Source organism: Qipengyuania sp. L-5Y (assembly GCF_056859455.1).
The window spans coordinates 1-17,483 of record NZ_JBSXOM010000023.1 but is presented as its reverse complement, the minus strand read 5'-3'; the positions used below and the strand labels follow the sequence as shown (position 1 = coordinate 17,483).

At 62.7% G+C, this 17,483-nt stretch carries 17 protein-coding genes; 5 read left to right on the top strand and 12 right to left on the bottom strand.

Annotated elements, in window-relative coordinates; all coding sequences use genetic code 11:
- Positions 1 to 190: 190 nt before the first annotated feature.
- Genes AC13F2_RS03855 through trbB form a run of 11 tightly spaced genes read right to left on the bottom strand, consistent with a single transcriptional unit; the run spans position 191 to position 9,728 of the window.
- A complete protein-coding gene (locus AC13F2_RS03855; RefSeq protein WP_010240186.1) occupies positions 191 to 427 on the bottom strand; it encodes a DUF2274 domain-containing protein in 237 nt (78 codons plus the stop codon).
- Positions 424 to 1,602, bottom strand: a complete 1,179-nt coding sequence (locus tag AC13F2_RS03850; RefSeq protein WP_482964374.1) for a TraB/TrbI/VirB10 family type IV secretion system protein — start codon at positions 1,600 to 1,602, stop codon at positions 424 to 426. The genes AC13F2_RS03855 and AC13F2_RS03850 overlap by 4 nt, the downstream gene beginning before the upstream one ends.
- The gene (trbG, locus tag AC13F2_RS03845; protein WP_029140648.1) at positions 1,599 to 2,600 is read right to left on the bottom strand and encodes a P-type conjugative transfer protein TrbG; all 1,002 of its coding nucleotides are present in this window, start codon (positions 2,598 to 2,600) and stop codon (positions 1,599 to 1,601) included. The genes AC13F2_RS03850 and trbG overlap by 4 nt, the downstream gene beginning before the upstream one ends.
- Complete coding sequence (gene trbF / locus AC13F2_RS03840; protein WP_482964373.1) at positions 2,600 to 3,280, bottom strand: conjugal transfer protein TrbF; 681 nt, start codon at positions 3,278 to 3,280, stop codon at positions 2,600 to 2,602. Before trbF ends, trbG begins: the two co-directional genes overlap by 1 nt.
- Positions 3,281 to 3,286: 6 nt before the next feature.
- Positions 3,287 to 4,600 carry a P-type conjugative transfer protein TrbL gene (trbL, locus tag AC13F2_RS03835; RefSeq protein WP_482964372.1) on the bottom strand — a complete coding sequence of 438 codons (1,314 nt, stop codon included), beginning with the start codon at positions 4,598 to 4,600 and terminating at the stop codon, positions 3,287 to 3,289.
- A gap of 1 nt (position 4,601) precedes the next feature.
- The gene (trbK-alt, locus tag AC13F2_RS03830) at positions 4,602 to 4,928 is read right to left on the bottom strand and encodes a putative entry exclusion protein TrbK-alt (RefSeq protein ID WP_375246036.1); all 327 of its coding nucleotides are present in this window, start codon (positions 4,926 to 4,928) and stop codon (positions 4,602 to 4,604) included.
- Positions 4,929 to 4,934: 6 nt separating this feature from the next.
- The gene (gene trbJ, locus AC13F2_RS03825) at positions 4,935 to 5,681 is read right to left on the bottom strand and encodes a P-type conjugative transfer protein TrbJ (RefSeq protein ID WP_375246035.1); all 747 of its coding nucleotides are present in this window, start codon (positions 5,679 to 5,681) and stop codon (positions 4,935 to 4,937) included.
- The gene (gene trbE / locus AC13F2_RS03820) at positions 5,678 to 8,140 is read right to left on the bottom strand and encodes a conjugal transfer protein TrbE (RefSeq protein WP_482964371.1); all 2,463 of its coding nucleotides are present in this window, start codon (positions 8,138 to 8,140) and stop codon (positions 5,678 to 5,680) included. Before trbE ends, trbJ begins: the two co-directional genes overlap by 4 nt.
- A gap of 3 nt (positions 8,141 to 8,143) precedes the next feature.
- Entirely contained in the window at positions 8,144 to 8,419 is a 276-nt protein-coding gene (locus tag AC13F2_RS03815; RefSeq protein WP_010240658.1) for a VirB3 family type IV secretion system protein, read from the bottom strand.
- Positions 8,419 to 8,742 (bottom strand): TrbC/VirB2 family type IV secretion system protein, encoded by a 324-nt coding sequence (locus tag AC13F2_RS03810; RefSeq protein WP_369813978.1) that lies wholly within the window; start codon positions 8,740 to 8,742, stop codon positions 8,419 to 8,421. Before AC13F2_RS03810 ends, AC13F2_RS03815 begins: the two co-directional genes overlap by 1 nt.
- 5 nt (positions 8,743 to 8,747) lie before the next feature.
- Complete coding sequence (gene trbB, locus AC13F2_RS03805) at positions 8,748 to 9,728, bottom strand: P-type conjugative transfer ATPase TrbB (RefSeq protein WP_054523334.1); 981 nt, start codon at positions 9,726 to 9,728, stop codon at positions 8,748 to 8,750.
- A 242-nt stretch (positions 9,729 to 9,970) separates the two neighbouring features.
- Here trbB and AC13F2_RS03800 point away from each other — a divergent pair, with 242 nt between their 5' ends.
- From AC13F2_RS03800 to AC13F2_RS03780, 5 genes are all read left to right on the top strand, one after another.
- Complete coding sequence (locus AC13F2_RS03800; RefSeq protein WP_196847472.1) at positions 9,971 to 11,128, top strand: cysteine desulfurase family protein; 1,158 nt, start codon at positions 9,971 to 9,973, stop codon at positions 11,126 to 11,128.
- Between the two features lie 69 nt (positions 11,129 to 11,197).
- Positions 11,198 to 12,154 (top strand): DUF4007 family protein, encoded by a 957-nt coding sequence (locus AC13F2_RS03795; protein WP_054523332.1) that lies wholly within the window; start codon positions 11,198 to 11,200, stop codon positions 12,152 to 12,154.
- The gene (locus AC13F2_RS03790; protein WP_054523331.1) at positions 12,151 to 15,522 is read left to right on the top strand and encodes a hypothetical protein; all 3,372 of its coding nucleotides are present in this window, start codon (positions 12,151 to 12,153) and stop codon (positions 15,520 to 15,522) included. The genes AC13F2_RS03795 and AC13F2_RS03790 overlap by 4 nt, the downstream gene beginning before the upstream one ends.
- Entirely contained in the window at positions 15,519 to 16,358 is an 840-nt protein-coding gene (locus AC13F2_RS03785; protein WP_196847471.1) for a phosphoadenosine phosphosulfate reductase domain-containing protein, read from the top strand. Before AC13F2_RS03790 ends, AC13F2_RS03785 begins: the two co-directional genes overlap by 4 nt.
- 39 nt (positions 16,359 to 16,397) lie before the next feature.
- Positions 16,398 to 17,357 carry an ATP-binding protein gene (locus AC13F2_RS03780; protein WP_482964370.1) on the top strand — a complete coding sequence of 320 codons (960 nt, stop codon included), beginning with the start codon at positions 16,398 to 16,400 and terminating at the stop codon, positions 17,355 to 17,357.
- A gap of 4 nt (positions 17,358 to 17,361) precedes the next feature.
- Here the strand turns inward: AC13F2_RS03780 and AC13F2_RS03775 are convergent.
- Positions 17,362 to 17,483: IS3 family transposase (locus tag AC13F2_RS03775; protein ID WP_482963913.1), on the bottom strand; the 122-nt coding region annotated here is incomplete at its 5' end.

Here is a 17,483-nt window from a genome sequence, read left to right as displayed (position 1 = left end):
GCGAGTGTATCGACACTTTTAGCTTTTCGCCTGGACATGCGTGTCGCCACCCGGTCGCTAGGAACATGCGTTCGCTACTTCACGATAAGGCCAATCATGCACGCGGAAACAGCGCAATTCTACCTACGTGTGCATTTCGCAAGTAAGAATGGCTTGGAAGAACCAGAAAAAGTTCCGATATTGTAGGTGCTTATTGTTTGGATAGTGCGCGCGATCCTCTGCGTGCCTTGGCAAAATCCCGGTCACTTGCAACAAAGCGCTCGATCATCGGCGGAATAAGCAGCTCAGGCACAGGCGCACCCTCTGATACCCCGCCATTGAGCACGGTCCCATATTCGATCAGCCGGCGATGGAGCCGGGCAGGGATTTCGATCGTTAACTTTACAGGCTTGCCATCGGTGATGTCGGAGAGTTTGAGCCGGGTCATGCTCCACCCTCCAGCACGATATCGCGCGTCACCAGCACCCGCACGGGAAAGCCGGGGCGGATCGTCAGCGTCGGGCGGATATCGAGCTCGCGTGCAATCACCTGCTCGCCAGCGCGATTGATGCTGTCCTGACTGCCGCGGCGAACAGCGCGCAGCAGATCATCATCTCCACCTGCGCCGACTTCGCCACCAATCCCGAGCAAAGTGGAAACGAGCGCCGCCTTGACGACACCGCCCCAATGGTAATCGACGCCGTCTTCCAGTCCGGCATAGCCCGAGGGATCGGCGACTGGCTGGCGATCGAGCACAATCGAGCGACCATCAGGCAGGATGAGCCTGTTCCAGGCCAGCAGCACCCGGCGTTGCCCGAACCCGACATCGGATTCGTACTCACCGATCAGGCGCGCACCCTGCGGGATCAGAAGATGCCGTCCGGTCAGGCTGTCATAGATATTCTCGGTAACCTGCGCGGTCACGAGGCCGGGCTGGTCTGAGCGGATGCCGGTGATCAGCGCTGCCGGAATGATCGACCCGGCCCGAAGCAGCGCGCCAGATGGCACCGCCTCAAGCCGCTGCACGGACGCTGTCCGCGTCTCGGCAGGCTGTTGGAGAAAACTTGCCCGCGCGGTCGAGACGGAGGGCTGAAATGGTACTGCCGGTTGTGGCCCAGCCCCCGAAGCTGCCGGACCAGAACTGGCAGCTTGTGTCCCGCCGCCGAAAAACAGGCGGCTGCCGCGCGCCGCCTCGCGTTCCTGTTCCAGGCGTTCGCGCTCTATTTCTTCAGGGCTCGGCGCCGCCCGCTGGGGCGGGACCGGAGGCGGGGCGCCGACAGGGGGCAGCGCGGCAATAGCACCGCGATCCTGCGCCTCGAGGATCGGTTGACCGAGATCGCCCGGCAGCGGTGGCCCTAACCTCGGAACCTGGGAATAGTCCGCCGGGGCTGCGGCAAGCCCGTCTGCCACAGCGATCCCGTCGGTGTTCACCAGCTCTTCGCCGCTGTCCTGTGAGGGCGGCTGCAGGCCGTAGAGCAATATACCGCCAAGGACGGTCAGACCCGCGGCGCTGGCAATGCCGATAGCCTTGCGCGACAGCCTGACCACGCGCGGCCCTTCCCCGCGCAATTGAACGATACTTTCGGCATCGGGTGGCGGCTCGGTCTTGCTTTCCTCGTTCACGACCGCCCCCTCTTGCGGTTTTCAATCTTCACGCGGACCTGTCTGCGACCGGCACCGAGGCGCAGTTCGGCCTTGTGGAAGAGGCGGTCGACGATGAGATAGCGCCCGGAGACCCGGTAATTGACCAGCTCGGCTGCGCCACCGGCGCCAACCACGAAAAATGGCGGCATTTCGCCCCGGGCGATATCGGGTGGAAACTCGACCAGGGTCCGCTGTCCGTCGTCGAAGACCCGTAGCGGGCGCCAGTCAGGCTTGTCACCCGAGATGCGGTAATCGAAATTGAGCGCCTCAAGCGTGAACCCGTCGGCGACTGGTGTGGCTCGCGCCGCTCGCTCTTCTTCAAGGCGCAGCGCGATCAGTTCGTCTGCCGGATAGGACCAGCTGACCGAGGCCATATAGATGTCCGGATTGGCGCGCAGTTCGATATGATAGGTGCGGCGGTCGGTATTGATGACCAGATTGGTGGCGATGTCGGGCCGCGTCGGTTTGATAAGGATATGCACCCGCTGCGTCGCTCCCGAGCCGCTCAGCGTGTCGCCGATCATCCAGCGCACGGTATCACCTGCAGCGACCGGCCCGGGGCCGACCAGCGTTTCGCCCTCCTGCAAGGCGATGTCGGTCACCTGCCCGGGTTTGGCGTAGACCTGGAACAACGCACCTTCGCGATAGGCATAGCGCTGGATGGCATTGTCAAATCCGGCATTGTCCGGTTCGATCCTGGCGGCCTCGTTCGCCGCTCCCACATGGCTCTGAGGATCAGGGGCGGGGTCAGAGGCAGGGGAGCGGCGCGCGGCAGTGGGGGAGGCCTGCCGCGAGGGGGTGTTGGCATATGCAATGGCCTGAACAAGGCGGGATGCATCGGCGAGGTCGAAGGCGGTGATCGCCCGCGATGCGGCCCGGGCCTGCGGCGCAGGCGTCGCTGACGCGGGCGATCCGGCAAGGAGTAGAACGCCGGCTGCGAGCAGCGCCGGACGGGAGAATTGAAGTAAGTGCGTCATCAGCCAAGCTCCTTTGACCAGTTGATCGAGGTGACGAAGATCCCGAGCGGATTGCTGGTGAGCGCGTCGGGCGTTCTGGGAGGCTGGACGGCAACGCCGAGGATAGCGGTCCAGCGAGTGGTTTCGGCGAGCGCGCCGTCGCGGTAGCGCCGCTCGACCCAGGCCACGCGGAAGCTGCGCGGCGAGGCTCGGATCACGCTGGTGACATCGACCGCAACCTGTTCGCGGCCGATTGCCGCGAACGGGTCGTTGGCCCGCGCATAATCGTTGAGCGCCAAGGCGCCCTTGTCGCTGGCGAACTGGTAGGCTCTGAGCCAGTTCTCGCGCACCACAATCGGATCGTCGGGGATAGCGCGGACATGCTCGATAAACCGGGCGAGGTGAAAGGCGATCTGCGGATCGGTCGGCTCGTAATCCGCAGCGGCAGGAGCGACGGTGCGGGCCTCGCCGAGCCTATCGACCTCGACCACCCAGGGCACGATGGTGCCGCGCGCATTCTGCCACACGAGCCCGCCCGTCAGCGCTGTCGACAGGCCGAGGGCGCCGAAAAAGGCGTAGCGCCAGCTCTTTGCCTGGACGCGGGCTGAGCCGATGCGTTCGTCCCAGACCTGCGCCGCGCGCTGGTAGGGCGTCTCTGCTTGAGGCGTTTTTGCGTAGCGGATCGAAGGCCGTTTGAACATTGAAAGCTAATCCTTCTCTTTGGTGTCGATGGAAGCGCCTGCACCGTGGCCATCACCGGAGCGCACGGTGTGCGCGGCAAGCGAGGCCGAGTGCCCCAGGCTCTGCCTGTGCTTCATGGACCGCGCCCAGGCCGGCGGGCCGTTCGTCTGTTCCGGATCCGGTGACGAAGCACCGTGAGCGGGCACGATGCGGCCACCCATGTTCCCGACCGACGCACGCGCCCCGTCGCGGAAATTGCTCCTGGCGCTGTCTGCCGCCTTGCGCAGCGGCGACATGGCGGCACCGCCTGCTGCGCGGCCAACACCCGCCATTCCGCTTGCAACCGCGGCGCCGCCGCTCTTGCCCGCCGAACCGGTGGCATAGGCCATGGTCGCACCTCCGGCAGCGCGCGAGGTGCCTCGCGCGACGGAAGAGGCAGCACTGGCGACCGCGCCGCCCGCAAGTTTGGCACCGGCCACGCCGCCAACCGCAGCACCGCCTGCAAGAAGCGCGGTGCCTGCGGCAGCGCCTGCACCGAGCTGCGGACCGCCCGCGACAATGCCATTGGCGATCCCCGGCCCGAAAATGCCCAGACCAAGCAGGGTGAGGCTGGCGAGCACGATGGCCAGCGCATCCTCGATGGTCGGCTCGCCGGGGATGGCGCCGGTGAATTCGGTGAAGAGCGTCGAGCCGATGCCGATGATGACGGCGAGAACGAGCACCTTGATCCCTGACGAGACCACATTGCCTAGCACGCGTTCGGCGAGGAATGCGGTCTTGCCGAACAAGCCAAAGGGAATGAGCACGAAACCCGCCAAGGTCGTCAGTTTGAACTCGATGAGGGTGACGAACAGCTGGATGGAGAGAATGAAGAAGGCGATGATGACGATCGCCCAGGCGACCAGCAGGATGATGATCTGCAGAAAATTTTCGAAGAAGCCGACATAGCCCATCAGATCGGCAATCGATTCGAGGAGCGGCCAGGCGGCATCGATGCCGACCTGCGCCACCCTTCCCGGCTGCAACAGCTCGCCCGCACCGAGCCCCGAGCCGCTCGCCTTGAGGCCCAATCCGGCAAAGCTGTTGAACACGATATTGGCGAGCGCGCTCCAGTTGCCGATGATGTAGGCAAAAATACCGACAAAGAGCGTTTTCTTGACGAGCCGGGCGATGATATCGTCGTTCGCGCCCCAGCTCCAGAACAGGGCCGCCAGCGTTACATCGATCACGATCAGCGTGGTCGCGATGAACGCCACCTCGCCCGAAAGCAGTCCAAAGCCGCTGTCGATATATTGCGAGAAGATCGCCAGAAAGCGATCGACGACGCCGGTGCCGCCCATGTCAGTCCTCCCCTCTCGCTTCGCCGGAAGAGGATTCAGGAAGCGCCCGATCGCCGATCCCGGAATAAGCCTCGGGGTGATCGACGCCGAAGAAGCGGCGGCGCTTCTCGGCCCAGGCGGCGCGGCAATCGGGCGAGGACAGCGCCAGTTCGCCCATTTGAGCGCAAACCCTTAGCTGGGCCGGCAGCGGATCGCCGTCGGGCACCCATATGCGCCGGTCGGCTTGCTGCACCGGCGCGGGCTCCTCGCGCAGCTGTACGATCGTCATCGCGATAGCGAGACCGACGAATACAGCGGCACCGATGCGCGCGAGGAGCTTGGTGTCCATCGCGGATCAGTCCGATCCGCCGGGCAGATAGCGCGGACGAATAGCGAGAAACCGCCTCAGCTGTTCGCGCGCCTGTGCCTTGGCCGCCGCGCGTTCGGCCGCATCGAGCGCCTGCGCCCTGCCAGTAGCGGCGATCGTGGCGGTCAGGTCAGCCAGCTGGCGGGCCTGCAATGCCAGCAGCTGGTTGCCAGCCTGTGCTGCCTGCAAGGCGCCCGTGGCGGACTGGCTCGCCGAAACGAGGCTGCCGAGCGCTTCGCGCGAACCGTCGATATTGGCAACCGCGCCCGCCTGGACCTTAAGAGCATCTTCGAAGGCCGCCACGCTGTTTTGCCAGCGCGCCTCGGCACCGTCGACCATCGCCTGCTGCGAGGCACCGAGCGGAACGCTCTTGTAGTGCAGGTCGAAAGCGCTCTCGATGGTGCGGACATCGTAAGCGATGCGCTGGGCTTCGTTCAGCAGTTGCTGGGTCTGCTGGATCTGGTCCTGCAAGGGCTGCACGAGAGTCAGCGGCAGGCTTTGGAGGTTCCTCGCTTCGTTGATAAGCGAGTCCGCCTGGTTCTGCAGCATGCGGATCTGGTTGTTGATCTGCTCGAGCGTGCGCGCGGCGGTCAGGACGTTCTGCGCGTAATTGGACGGATCGTAGACGATTCCGCCGAACTGGGCGTGTGCGGGCGATGATACCAAGGCGCTCGTACTCGCCAAGGCCAGCGCGGTGCCCATGGCGATGCTGCGGACAATTCTCAAACGGTTCATTTCAGGTCTCCTTCTGGGGGGCTTGGGGGGTCGGAAGAGTGCGCACGGTCGCCGAGCAATTCGGCGGCCCAGTCGAGGCCGCGATGCCGCAGCCAGTGGGCGGCAAAGCCGCTCCGGCCATGCTCTTCGATGATGCGGGACATGGCGAGCTGGTCGTTCTTGGAAGAGGCGGCGGTGAACGCGAGCGCCACTTCGCCAAGGCCCAGTTCAAACAGGCGATTACCGCGAGAGGACTGACAGTAATAATCGCGCTTCGCCGTTGCCCGGCTGAGGATTTCAATCTGGCGGTCGTTCAGTCCGAAGCGGCGATAAATACCCAAAATCTGGGGTTCGACCGCCCGGTCGTTGGGCAGGAAGATGCGCGTCGGGCAGCTTTCGATAATCGCGGGCGCGATCGCCGAGGTCTCGATATCGGCAAGGCTCTGGGTGGCGAAAACGACGCTCGCATTCTTCTTGCGCAGGGTCTTGAGCCATTCGCGCAATTGCGCGGCGAAGGCTGGACTGTCGAGCACCAGCCAGCCTTCGTCGATAATGATGAGTGTGGGCGAGCCATCAAGGCGTCCTTCGATCCTGTGAAACAGATAGGACAGTACGGCGGGCGCAGCCGCCGATCCGGTCAGCCCTTCGGTCTCGAACGCCTGGAAACTCGCTTCGCCCAGCTGTTCGCTCTCGGCATCGAGCAGCCGTCCGAACGGCCCACCGACGCAGTAGGGGGCAAGCGCCCGCTTCAATGCAATTGATTGCAAAAGAACAGCGAGCCCGGTGAGCGTGCGTTCGGCGACCGGCGCGCTCGCCAGCGAGCTCAGCGCCGACCACAGATGGTCCTTGGTCTCAGGATCCACCGTGACGCCCTCCGCAGCGAGGATCGTCTGGAGCCATTCCGAGGCCCAGTTGCGCTGTGCCGGCTCATGGATCCGCGCCAACGGTTGCAGCAGGACTGGCTCGTCGCTGTCCTCGGAAAGACTCGATCCCAGATCCTGCCAATCGCCGCCGCACACGAGCGCGGCCGCACGGATCGAGCCACCGAAATCGAAAGCGAAAATCTGCGACCCGGCATAGCGGCGAAACTGCAACGCCATCATTGCCAGCAAGACCGATTTGCCCGCCCCGGTCGGACCGACGACGAGGCTGTGTCCGACGTCACCGACATGAAGCGAAAACCGGAACGGGGTCGAGCCTTCGGTCTTGGCGTAAAACAACGGCGGCGCGTTGAAATGCGCATCGTGTTCCAGTCCGGCCCAGACAGCCGAAAGCGGCATCATATGCGCAAGGTTCAGCGTCGAGATCGGGGGCTGGCGAACATTGCCGTAGACATGGCCGGGCAGCGATCCGAGCCAGGCCTCGATCGCATTCATGCCTTCGGTCACGCAGGTAAAATCGCGGCCCTGGATGACCTTTTCGACCAGCCGCAGCTTCTCGGCGGCAAGCGCCGGTTCCTCGTCCCACACCGTAACGGTCGCGGTGACCAGCGCGAGCCCGACATGGTCGGCGCCCAGCTCCTGCAGCGCGGCATCGGCATCCTCGGCCTTGTTGGCGGCATCGCTGTCGACCAGCACCGAAGCCTCGTTGGTCATCACTTCCTTGAGGATCGCGGCGACCGATTTGCGCTTGGCGAACCACTGGCGGCGAATTTTCGAAAGCAGCTTCGTCGCATCGGATTTGTCGAGCATGATTGCCCGCGTCGACCAGCGATAGGCAAAGCCTAGCGCATTGAGTTCATCGAGCAGGCCGGGGAATGTCGCGCTCGGAAAGCCGATCACGGTCAGTGTCCGCAGATGGGCCGCACCCAGGCGCGGTTCGAGACCGCCGGTCAGCGGCTCGTCGGCAAGCAGCGCATCGAGATGCATCGGGGTTTCGGGAACGCGTACATCGTGCAGTCGCGTCGAGATGCAGCTGTGAAGATAGCTCAGGGTCTCGCCATCATCGAGCCATTGGACCTCAGGAAAGAACCCTTCGAACAGGCGCAGCAGCCGGTCGGTCCGATCGGCGAAGCCCTCGAGAAGCTCGCGCGGATCCACGCCTTTCTCGGCCTTTCCTTCGTAGAGCCAGCTTTCAGCCCGCGCGGCATCCTCGGCAGGCGGCATCCATAGGAAGGTCAGAAAATAGCGGCTCTCGAAATGCGCGCCCTCCTCTGCGAACTGCGCGGCGCGCTCTCGTTCGACCAGTGCCGAGGCCGGATCGGGAAATGCGCAGACGGGATAATCCAGTGCCGGACGGCGCACGGCCTCGACGAAGATCGACCAGCCCGAACCGAGCCGGCGCAGCGCACTGTTCAGGCGCGCCGTCGTTGCAACCAGTTCGGCAGGGGTCGCGCTGTCGAGATCCGGCCCGCGAAAGCGAGACGTGCGCTGGAAGCTGCCGTCCTTGTTGAGCACGACGCCGGGGGCGACGAGCGCCGCCCATGGCAGGAAGTCCGCAAGCCGGTCGGCCTTGTTCCGATATTCGCGCAAGCTCAGCATGGCTCAGACCTGCAGATGCGCGGGGAACCGCAGATGCCGCCGCGCGACATCGACGAATTGAGGATCGTGCCGGGCGGCCCAGACCGCGACCATGTGGCCGAGCGCGAAAAACGCGGCGCCTGCGATCCACAGCTGCAGACCCAGTCCGATTGCGCCCGCCAACGTCGCATTGGCGATAGCGAGCCCGCGCGGCGCACCGCCGAGCAGGATATGCTCGGTCAGCGCCCGGTGAACTGGAACAGCAAAGCCGTTCGGCAGAGGAGATTGACCGCTGTCCATCAGACCAGCGCTCCGCCGCCGAAGGAGAAGAACGAAAGGAAGAAGGAGGACGCGGCAAAGGCGATCGAAAGCCCGAAGACGATCTGGATCAGGCGCCTGAAGCCTCCCGATGTATCCCCGAAAGCGAGCGCCAGCCCGGTGGCGATGATGATGATCACCGCGACAATCTTGGCGACCGGGCCCTGGATTGATTCGAGGATCGCCTGGAGCGGCGCTTCCCACGGCATCGACGAGCCGGCGGCCTGGGCGGGCGCCGCAAATGCCAGCGCAATGACGCTCCCAACGATCAAAGCGGACAGGCGCGGTCGCGCCCGCGAAAAGATATGGGTCACGAATGGTCTCCTGTTGTGGATGGAAGGGGTGCGAGGACGTATTCGCCCGCGGCATCGAGTCCGCGCACCTCGGCGAGTTCGGCAAGGCGCCGCCCGGTGCCGTCGCGCACAAGCACGGCGATAATATCGATGGTCTCGGCGATCAGCGCGCGCGGCACGGTGACCACGCTTTCCTGGATAAGCTGTTCGAGCCGCCGCAGTGTGCCAAGCGCCGAGCCGGCGTGAAGCGTGCCGACCCCGCCTGGATGACCGGTGCCCCAGGCTTTCAGCAGATCGAGCGCCTCGGCACCGCGCACCTCTCCGATGGGAATGCGATCGGGCCGCAGGCGCAGCGCCGACCGGACAAGATCGGACAAAGTCGCAACGCCGTCCTTGGTTCGCAGCGATACCAGATTGGGCGCTGCACATTGCAGCTCCAGCGTATCCTCGATGAGGACGACACGGTCGGACGTGGCTGCGACCTCGGCGAGCAACGCATTGGTGAGCGTCGTCTTGCCGGTCGAGGTGCCGCCGACGACCAGAATGTTCTTTCTCGCAGCGACCGCACCGGCAAGCGCTTCGGCCTGCCATTTGCTCATGATCCCGGTCGTCACGTAATCGGCCAGCGAGAACACCGCGATGGCTGGTTTGCGGATGGCGAAGCTCGGGGCGGCAACCACCGGTGGCAGCAGACCTTCGAAGCGCTCGCCGCCTTCCGGCAGTTCGGCGGACACACGCGGTACGCTTGCATGCACCTCGGCGCCGACATGATGGGCGACCAGCCGGATGATCCGCTCGCCATCGGCTGCGCTCATCAGACATTCGCTCGCCGCGAGACCCTCGCCCAACCGGTCCACCCAGAGACGCCCGTCGGGGTTGAGCATGACTTCGATGACATCGGGCTCGTCGAGCCAGCGGGCGATGTCGCCGCCAAGCGCAGTGCGCAGCATGCGCGCGCCGCGCGATGAGATTTCGGACCTGAGAGGGATAACGCTCATGGACTGCCTCGAATGCGGCAACCGACCATCGGCTGCGTTCGCGAGGCAGATCAAAAAGACATTACTTTGCCCTCAGGCAATAGCGATCTGCAATGAGGGTAGAAGAGCGAAGAATAAGAAAGAAAGGAAAAGGCCAAATCGGAAGGTCGCCGCCGTCCAAGCTCGAACGCCGCGTGATCGCGGTTGCTTTGCCTGGCCAGGTTTGGTCTTATCGGTGCACCGATTTCAAAGAAGGTTGTTTCTTGCGCAGACCCGCCCCCGCCTATCTCGATTTCATGGCCTCAACTCCGGTCGATCCCTCGGTGATCGATGCGGTGACAGACGCGATGAGCCATGACTGGGGCAATCCGCATTCGGATCATGCGCATGGCCTGCAAGCCTCGAAAATTGTCGAACGATCGCGCGAAGCGCTCGCCGCGCTGCTTGGTGCCGGGGAGGATGAAATCCTTTTCACCAGCGGAGCAACCGAGGCGAACAACCTTGCCATCAAGGGGATCATGAGCTCCGCCGAACGACGCGGAAACCATCTGGTGGTGTCATCGATCGAGCACAAATGCGTGCTGGAAGCCGCCCGTTCGCTCGTGGAAAGCGGGATCGAGGTCACCGAAGTCAGACCAGGGTCAGATGGCCGCGTTCGCGCAGAAGCCATCGCGCAGGCCCTCAGGCCCGACACGGCGCTCGTATCGGTCATGCACGCCAACAACGAGACCGGCGTTATTCAGCCCGGGCGCGAGATTGCGGAAATCTGCCATCGCCAAGGTGTCTTGTTCCACACGGACGCGGCGCAGACCGTCGGAAGGATCGATGTCGACTTCACCCATATCGGTGCCGATCTGCTGAGTTTCTCCGGTCACAAATTCTACGGCCCCAAAGGTGTCGGCGGCCTCGTCGTGTCGGGCGCCGCGCGATTACGGCTCGTTCCGCAGCTCGACGGCGGTGGCCAGCAGCCTCTCGGACGCAGCGGAACGGTGCCCGTTCCGCTTTGCGCCGGGCTTGCGGCAGCGGCGCGGCTTTACGAGCGCCACGGCCAGTCCGCCCGCACACATATTCAATCATTACAAGCACTTTTCGAGGATCGGGTCACCAGGAAAGGACGCCCTTTCACTATCAATCCGCATGCCGAGCGCATCCCGGGTTGCACGAGCCTCAGGGCCGAAGGAGTGAATGCGGAAGACATGCTCTTGCACGCCCGCGCCGAAATATCGGCATCGACAGGCTCCGCCTGCAACTCGGGCAGCATCGAGCCGTCTTACGTCCTGTTGGCGCAAGGGCTTTCCTTCGACGAGGCTTCGTCGTCCATGCGCATCGGGATTGGCCGCACCACTTCCGAGGCCGACATCGACCGGGCCGTCAGTGCGCTCTTGGCCGCGCACGAAAAAGCCTACCGCGCCGCTGCCTGAGGCCTAAATGTTCGCACAAGAGCCGCGACAGGGTTGCCAACTGGGGGAAATCCCCAGTAGGAACAAATCATGCTCAGAGGACCCCTTGGACAACCCGGCGTCAAGACACGCTTCGCGGGACATGAAACCTTCCCGCTGAGGCGGCTGTGGCTGCGCAAGGCTTACGATGCTGTCTGCGAGGATGCGGCGGCGCCGGTCCCCAATACCTTCGACAAGGACGAAGGGATCATCCGGTTCGGGGTCGGCAAGAATATGGTTGCGGCGATCAAGCATTGGGCGCTCGCGTGCCGTATCATTGAAGAAGACCCGGAGCGGGGTGTCGGCGCCTTGAAGACAACGCCCTTCGGCGATCTCATCTTCGACCACGATACAGGTCTCGATCCATTCATGGAAAGCCTCGCGACCACATGGCTGCTCCATTGGCAGATCGCCAGCAATTTCGAGCGCGCCACGACGTGGTATTATGCGTTCAACCATCTGAATGCACACGGGTTCGACCGCGACGGCATTGCCGAGCCGATCCGGCTGCTGTGTGCCCAACTCGACCGGTCGCGGGCCTCCTCCACAACGATCAAGCGCGACGTGGAATGCTTCGTCAGATCCTATGTCGCCAAGGTCGGCGCGGGCGCGGTCGACGATCAGGTAGAAACCGTACTTGGCGAACTAGGCCTCATGCGCGAAGTGTCATCGCGATCTTTCGCTTTCCGCCACGGACCCAAGCCCGGTCTGCCCGACGGCATCTTCCTTTTTGCCCTTGCCGATTTCTGGGCAAGGCGTGCGCCCGAACAGGCAACGCTCGCCATCGATACGCTGGCGTACGAGCCGGGATCGCCGGGGCGGATCTTCAAGCTAGACGAGGACGCGCTGATCGACCGGCTTGTCGATATCGAAAGGGCCGCCAAGGGCGCCTTTCTGTGGACCGATAGCGCAGGCGTGCGCGCGATTGCGAGGCGGGGAGAAAGCTTGCCCGATCCGGCCTCCTTCATCGCCAGCGCCTATCCGCACACTAAGGCGCTCGCGGCATGACCCAGACCTATCTCGCAGACCATGTTTCGGTCGCGCCGCGCTACCAGCGATCGGTCAGAATCGACGCCGATTTTGGCCAGGCCGACCCCCTGTCCGGTTATGTACTGCAAGGATCGGCGCGCGATGCGTTGACCACCACGCTCCGCCTCGCGACAAATGGCCAGGGCGCGTTCACCTGGACGGGCCCTTATGGCGGCGGCAAGTCGAGCCTCGCGCTCGCGCTTGCCTCCTACTCGCTCGGGCGCGGACCTGCCTTCAAAGAAGCGAAACAACTCCTTTGCGATGTGCCCGAAGTAACCGCCGTTTTCGGGCGGGCGCCCAAAGACTGGCTCTGCGTGCCGCTGAGCGGTCGGAGGGGCGATCCGGTTGCCGACCTGCGCGAAGCGCTCGCATCAGCAATCGCTGGCGAGCCGGGCCACGCGCGGACCAAGCGGTCCAAGATGGAAGCCGCTGACGGGCGCGATATCGTCGAGCGGCTGCAGCGCGAGGTTGAAGCGCGTCCCAAGGGCGGGGTTCTCGTCATTGTCGATGAACTGGGCAAATATCTGGAAGGTGCTGCCGATCACGCCATCGACATCCATTTCTTTCAGGATCTCGCAGAGGCCGCCAATCGCAGCGAGGGAAGACTTATCGTCGTGGGCGTGCTGCACCAGGCTTTCGAGCGCTATGCGGATCGCCTCGGACAAAGCGTCCAGGACGAATGGCGCAAGATTCAGGGCCGCTTCGCGGATGTCCCGATCATAACGGCGGTCGACGAGGTCATCGAACTCGTCGGTCGTGCTGTCACGACAGAGCGTTCGCACCCTCAGTCGCATGCGATTGCTGCCGTTGTTGCGAGCGAAATTGCCGAACGGCGACCGGGTGTGCCCAAAGACCTTGCGGAAAGGCTCGGCGATTGCTGGCCTCTCAACCCTGCGGCGGCAGCGCTGCTTGGGCCGATCACCCGGCGGCGTTTCAGCCAGAACGAACGCAGCCTGTTCGGTTTCCTTGCCTCGGCCGAACCCAATGGCTTCACCGAATTCCTCCAGCGCACGACACTCGCCTCGGGAAGAACCTTCGGCCCGGCAGAACTGTGGGACTATCTGCAGGTCAATCTTGAACCGGCGATCATGGCTTCGCCCGACGGCCATCGCTGGGCACAGGCGGCAGAGGCGATCGCGAGGGCGGCCCGCGACGGCAACTACCTGCGCTTGCAGATCGCGAAGACCGTGGCGGTCATCGATCTGTTCAGCAATGGATCGGGGCTGGCAGCCTCGTCCCGGACGATTGCGGCAAGCCTCGAGCAATCCGATACCGAAGTCGAAGAGCAGCTTGCCAATCTCGTCAAGATTTCTGCGCTGGTCTACCGTCGCCACCTCGGCGCCTATGCAATCTACGCCGGAAGCGATTTCGACATCGAGGGCGAAATCGAGGCCCGCATCGCCGAACGCGGACGGCTCGAGATAGCGGCGCTGAACGACCTTGCCTCGCTGCAGCCGATCTTGGCCAAGCGGCACTACGCCGAATACGGCACTCCGCGCTGGTTCGACGCGCAAATCGGCGAACTGGCGCCGCAGGGGCTGGGTCCAAAAGACGGCCGGGTGAGCGCCGGGGCAGCTGGCAAGTTCCTGCTGCTACTGCCTGGGATCGACGTCGATCCCGACGAAGCGGAGGCGAGCGTGATCGAAGCCTCGCGCACGAATCATCGGCACGGTCTGCCCGTGATTGTCGGTCTTGCCTCGAACAGTGCGGACATTCGCAAAACAGCGATCGAGCTCGAAGCTGCGCGCGACGTGCGCAACGAAAGCCCCGAACTGGCCGGCGATGCAGCCGCCCGCCGCGAGATCGATGCCCGGATCGCCCATCTGTCCGCGCAGCTGGAAGGTCTCCTGAGAGAGGGATTCGAGCGCGCGCACTGGTTCGACACGGGTAAGCCGCTCGATTTGGATTCGCTATCCTACGGCCTGTCGCAGGCAGCGAGCGATATCGCCCGGCGGACTTTCCGGCAGGCTCCGATCGTGCATTCCGAGCTCATCAATCGTCGGCGGCCGTCGAGCAATTCCAATGCGGCGCTGCGAGCCCTGTTGCATGCTATCGTAGTCGGCCGCGGCGAGCAGCACTTCGGGATCACGGGCTATCCGGCCGAAAAGGGCCTAGCGGTCACCGTTCTGGAACGCGCGGGTCTCTATGTTCGGCAAGGCGAGCGGTGGGACTTTGTTCCGCCCGACGAGACCAGCACCTTCGCCCCTCTCTGGTCGCTGACCGATGGCCTGCTCGAAGCCGGCGAGCAGGTTTGTGTTGCCGACATTTACCGGGCGTGGGGCGAGCCGCCTTACGGTGTGCAGCAAGGCGTAATGCCCCTATTACTCGTGACCTATCTTTTCTCGCGCCGTCACAGCACCGCGGTCTATGCGAAAGAGGCCTTCCAGCCGGCCATATCCGATCTGGTCATGGATCTTCTGCTGCAGGATCCCGAACATATTGCGCTAAGATCGGTTCCGACCGATGCCGCGAATGCGGCTGCACTGAAGCAGTTTGCAGCCGTCGCGGGCGAGTTCGTCGAAGAGGCGCCGTCGGAGGAACCGCTCGAGATAGCGCAGGCTCTCGTGCAGTTCGCCTACACGCTGCCCAACTGGTCGCGCAAAGCGCAGGCTGCGTTCTCCAAACAGGCAGTCGACGTGCGCCGACTGCTGCTCGATGCGGACGATCCCTACCAGCTGCTCTTCGTCGATCTGCCCGAAGCGCTGGATGCTTCGTCGGGCAAGGACATCGCGCATGCGCTGCGCAAAGCTTTGGGCGAACTCGATCACGCCTACCCGGCCATGATCGAGCATCTTAAAGACCGAATGCTGGAAGGCTTGAAACACCGCGACGCAGAAAATCTCGCCGAGTTGGTGGAGCGCGCCAAGCGAATAGCGGGTCACGGGGGAGACGACCTCAAGCTTAGGGGCTTCATCACCAGGCTGGCCGAGTTCGACGGGTCGACGCAAAGCGTGGCGGACATTTGCGGTCTCGTGATGGGCAAGCCGGTGACGACGTGGCACGATCTCGAGCCGAGCCGCGCGGCGATGCAGCTTTCGGAATATGCCTACCGGTTCCGCCGCGTGGAACTGTTCGGCGACAACGACCAGCAACCGACACAGACCGCGGTCATGGTGATGGCAGGTGTCGGGTCGACCGAGCGAAGCGTCGTGCGCAGGGCACAGATTGCAACCGGGGCGCAACAGCGCCTCGGGCCGCTCTTGGACGAGCTCGGCAAGACGCTCGACGCCGCACAGCTCGAACCCGATATGGTGCTCGCAGTGATTGCAGAGCTAGCGCAGCGTCACATCAAGGACGACGGGGAACGCGATGTCTCGGTTGCGCTGAGCGCGGAGAAAGAGGCGTGACCGGCCAGGCGATGCATGTACTGGGGCTTTCCGGCGGACGGGACAGCGCTGCCCTCGCTGTCTGGATGCGTGATCACCTGCCCGAACTCAACGTGCAGTACTTTTTCACCGATACCGGCAAGGAATTGCCCGAGGTATATGATTATCTGGGCCGTCTTGAAGGCTTTCTCGGCAAGACCATCGAAATGCTCAACCCAGGCCGGGACTTCGATTTCTGGCTTGCGGAATACGGCCATTTTCTACCCTCCCCGCGTACCCGCTGGTGCACCCGGCAGCTCAAGATTCAGCCGTTCCAAAAGTGGCTCAAACCCCATCTTGATGCGGGAGTTGAGGTTCATTCCTATGTCGCGATCCGGGCCGACGAGCCGAACCGTTCGGGCATGATCACGACCCATCCCAACATGCACGTCCACTTTCCCCTTAGGGAGGCCGGTCTCGACAAGGCATCGGTCATCGGTCTGCTGGAAAACTCCGGGCTCGGCCTCCCGGACTACTATCGCTGGCGCTCACGCAGCGGCTGCACGTTCTGTTTTTACCAGCAGAAGATCGAATGGGTGCGGCTAATGCGCGAGCACCCCGATGCGTTCGAAGAAGCCAAGCGCTACGAGAAATCAGCTCTCGAGCACGGATCCCCGTTCACATGGACAGCCAATGAAAGCCTGGACGAACTTTCCCGACCTGAAAGAGTGTCGGAGATCGAGCGCCAACATGAACAGCGAAGGGCGCAAGCGCGCGCGCGTCGAGTGCCTAATCCGCTTAGGGCCCGCTTGAACGGCACCGAGGCAGATGAATTCCTTGATGAAGACGATAACGGTTGTCTAATTTGCCACAAGTAATTTGCCATCCATTCATTATTTCTCGTTAAGGTTTTGGCGATGTTTAAGGTTACAGCGAGAACAGTTCTTGAGCTTGGCTCTGAGCTCATCAGCTCGGACGTCATCGCTTTCTATGAGTTGGTCAAAAACGGCTTCGACGCTGGTACCAAGAGCGGCGTGGAAATTCGATTTGATATAGTCTTGGGTTTGCGGAGCTATTCGTCGCTTCGCAACCGGACTCAGGAACAAGAGGTGCCTCTTGATAAGCTTAAGACGCGCTGTTTATCAGAGCTAGATGCGGGGGCTGCTTCGCTTTACGCTTCCGCCAAAACGTGCATCTCATCGGCGAAGTCTTACGAAGAGCTTTTTAGCGCGCTGGAAGAAGTCTACTCGTTGAATTCAATTCGCGTGATCGACTCAGGTACCGGCATGTCCAAGACTGACTTGACCGACAAATTCCTTGTGATCGGAACTCCGTCGCGGAAGATCGCAGTAGAGCGGTCTGTCGCAGAAGGTAAGGACAAACCAGATTTCCTCGGGGAAAAGGGGCTTGGGCGTTTATCCGCAATGCGTCTGGGCGACACGTTGTCGATCACAACGGCTCGCCGCAAAGATTCGAAAATGAATCGTCTTGAAATCGATTGGAGAGACTTCGAAGACGTCAACAAAATGATTGAGGACATCGACATCGAGCCGCGCACCTACGGTGCCAAGCCGTCGAAAACTTACTCTGGAACGACCCTCACAATTTCGCAACTCAGTGCGGATTGGAGCGAGGATCGCGTGAAGCAGTTAGCAGCGAACGAGTTTGCCTTTCTTAACAACCCGCTGCTGGATATCAAGAATCGTCCTCGGATCGCATTGTTCTGGAATGGCGAGAGGATCGCCATCCCTTTATTGGGAAAGAAGTTTCTCGATTTGTCGCATGCGAGCATCCACGGGGAGTATAGCGTTGGAAAATCCGGTCCAGAACTCACTCTCAAGATAAAAATCAATGACCTCGGATTGAATAGCCCCTAGTTTTCTAGACGCCCTCGGTGCTCATCATCTGCTGCCGTTCGAACTCTACGGGTGACAGCATCCCGTTTCTCACATGCTTGCGTATCGGGTTGTAGAACATCTCGATGTAATCGAACACATCCTGTC

Excerpts from the sequence above, each read along its gene's own strand:
- AC13F2_RS03855 (WP_010240186.1), bottom strand. The coding sequence starts at position 427 with ATGACCCGGCTCAAACTCTCCGACATCACCGATGGCAAGCCTGTAAAG.
- trbG (WP_029140648.1), bottom strand. The coding sequence starts at position 2,600 with ATGACGCACTTACTTCAATTCTCCCGTCCGGCGCTGCTCGCAGCCGGC.
- trbF (WP_482964373.1), bottom strand. The coding sequence starts at position 3,280 with ATGTTCAAACGGCCTTCGATCCGCTACGCAAAAACGCCTCAAGCAGAG.
- trbL (WP_482964372.1), bottom strand. The coding sequence starts at position 4,600 with ATGGGCGGCACCGGCGTCGTCGATCGCTTTCTGGCGATCTTCTCGCAA.
- trbK-alt (WP_375246036.1), bottom strand. The coding sequence starts at position 4,928 with ATGGACACCAAGCTCCTCGCGCGCATCGGTGCCGCTGTATTCGTCGGT.
- trbJ (WP_375246035.1), bottom strand. The coding sequence starts at position 5,681 with ATGAACCGTTTGAGAATTGTCCGCAGCATCGCCATGGGCACCGCGCTG.
- trbE (WP_482964371.1), bottom strand. The coding sequence starts at position 8,140 with ATGCTGAGCTTGCGCGAATATCGGAACAAGGCCGACCGGCTTGCGGAC.
- AC13F2_RS03815 (WP_010240658.1), bottom strand. The coding sequence starts at position 8,419 with ATGGACAGCGGTCAATCTCCTCTGCCGAACGGCTTTGCTGTTCCAGTT.
- trbB (WP_054523334.1), bottom strand. The coding sequence starts at position 9,728 with ATGAGCGTTATCCCTCTCAGGTCCGAAATCTCATCGCGCGGCGCGCGC.
- AC13F2_RS03795 (WP_054523332.1), top strand. The coding sequence starts at position 11,198 with ATGCTCAGAGGACCCCTTGGACAACCCGGCGTCAAGACACGCTTCGCG.
- AC13F2_RS03790 (WP_054523331.1), top strand. The coding sequence starts at position 12,151 with ATGACCCAGACCTATCTCGCAGACCATGTTTCGGTCGCGCCGCGCTAC.
- AC13F2_RS03780 (WP_482964370.1), top strand. The coding sequence starts at position 16,398 with ATGTTTAAGGTTACAGCGAGAACAGTTCTTGAGCTTGGCTCTGAGCTC.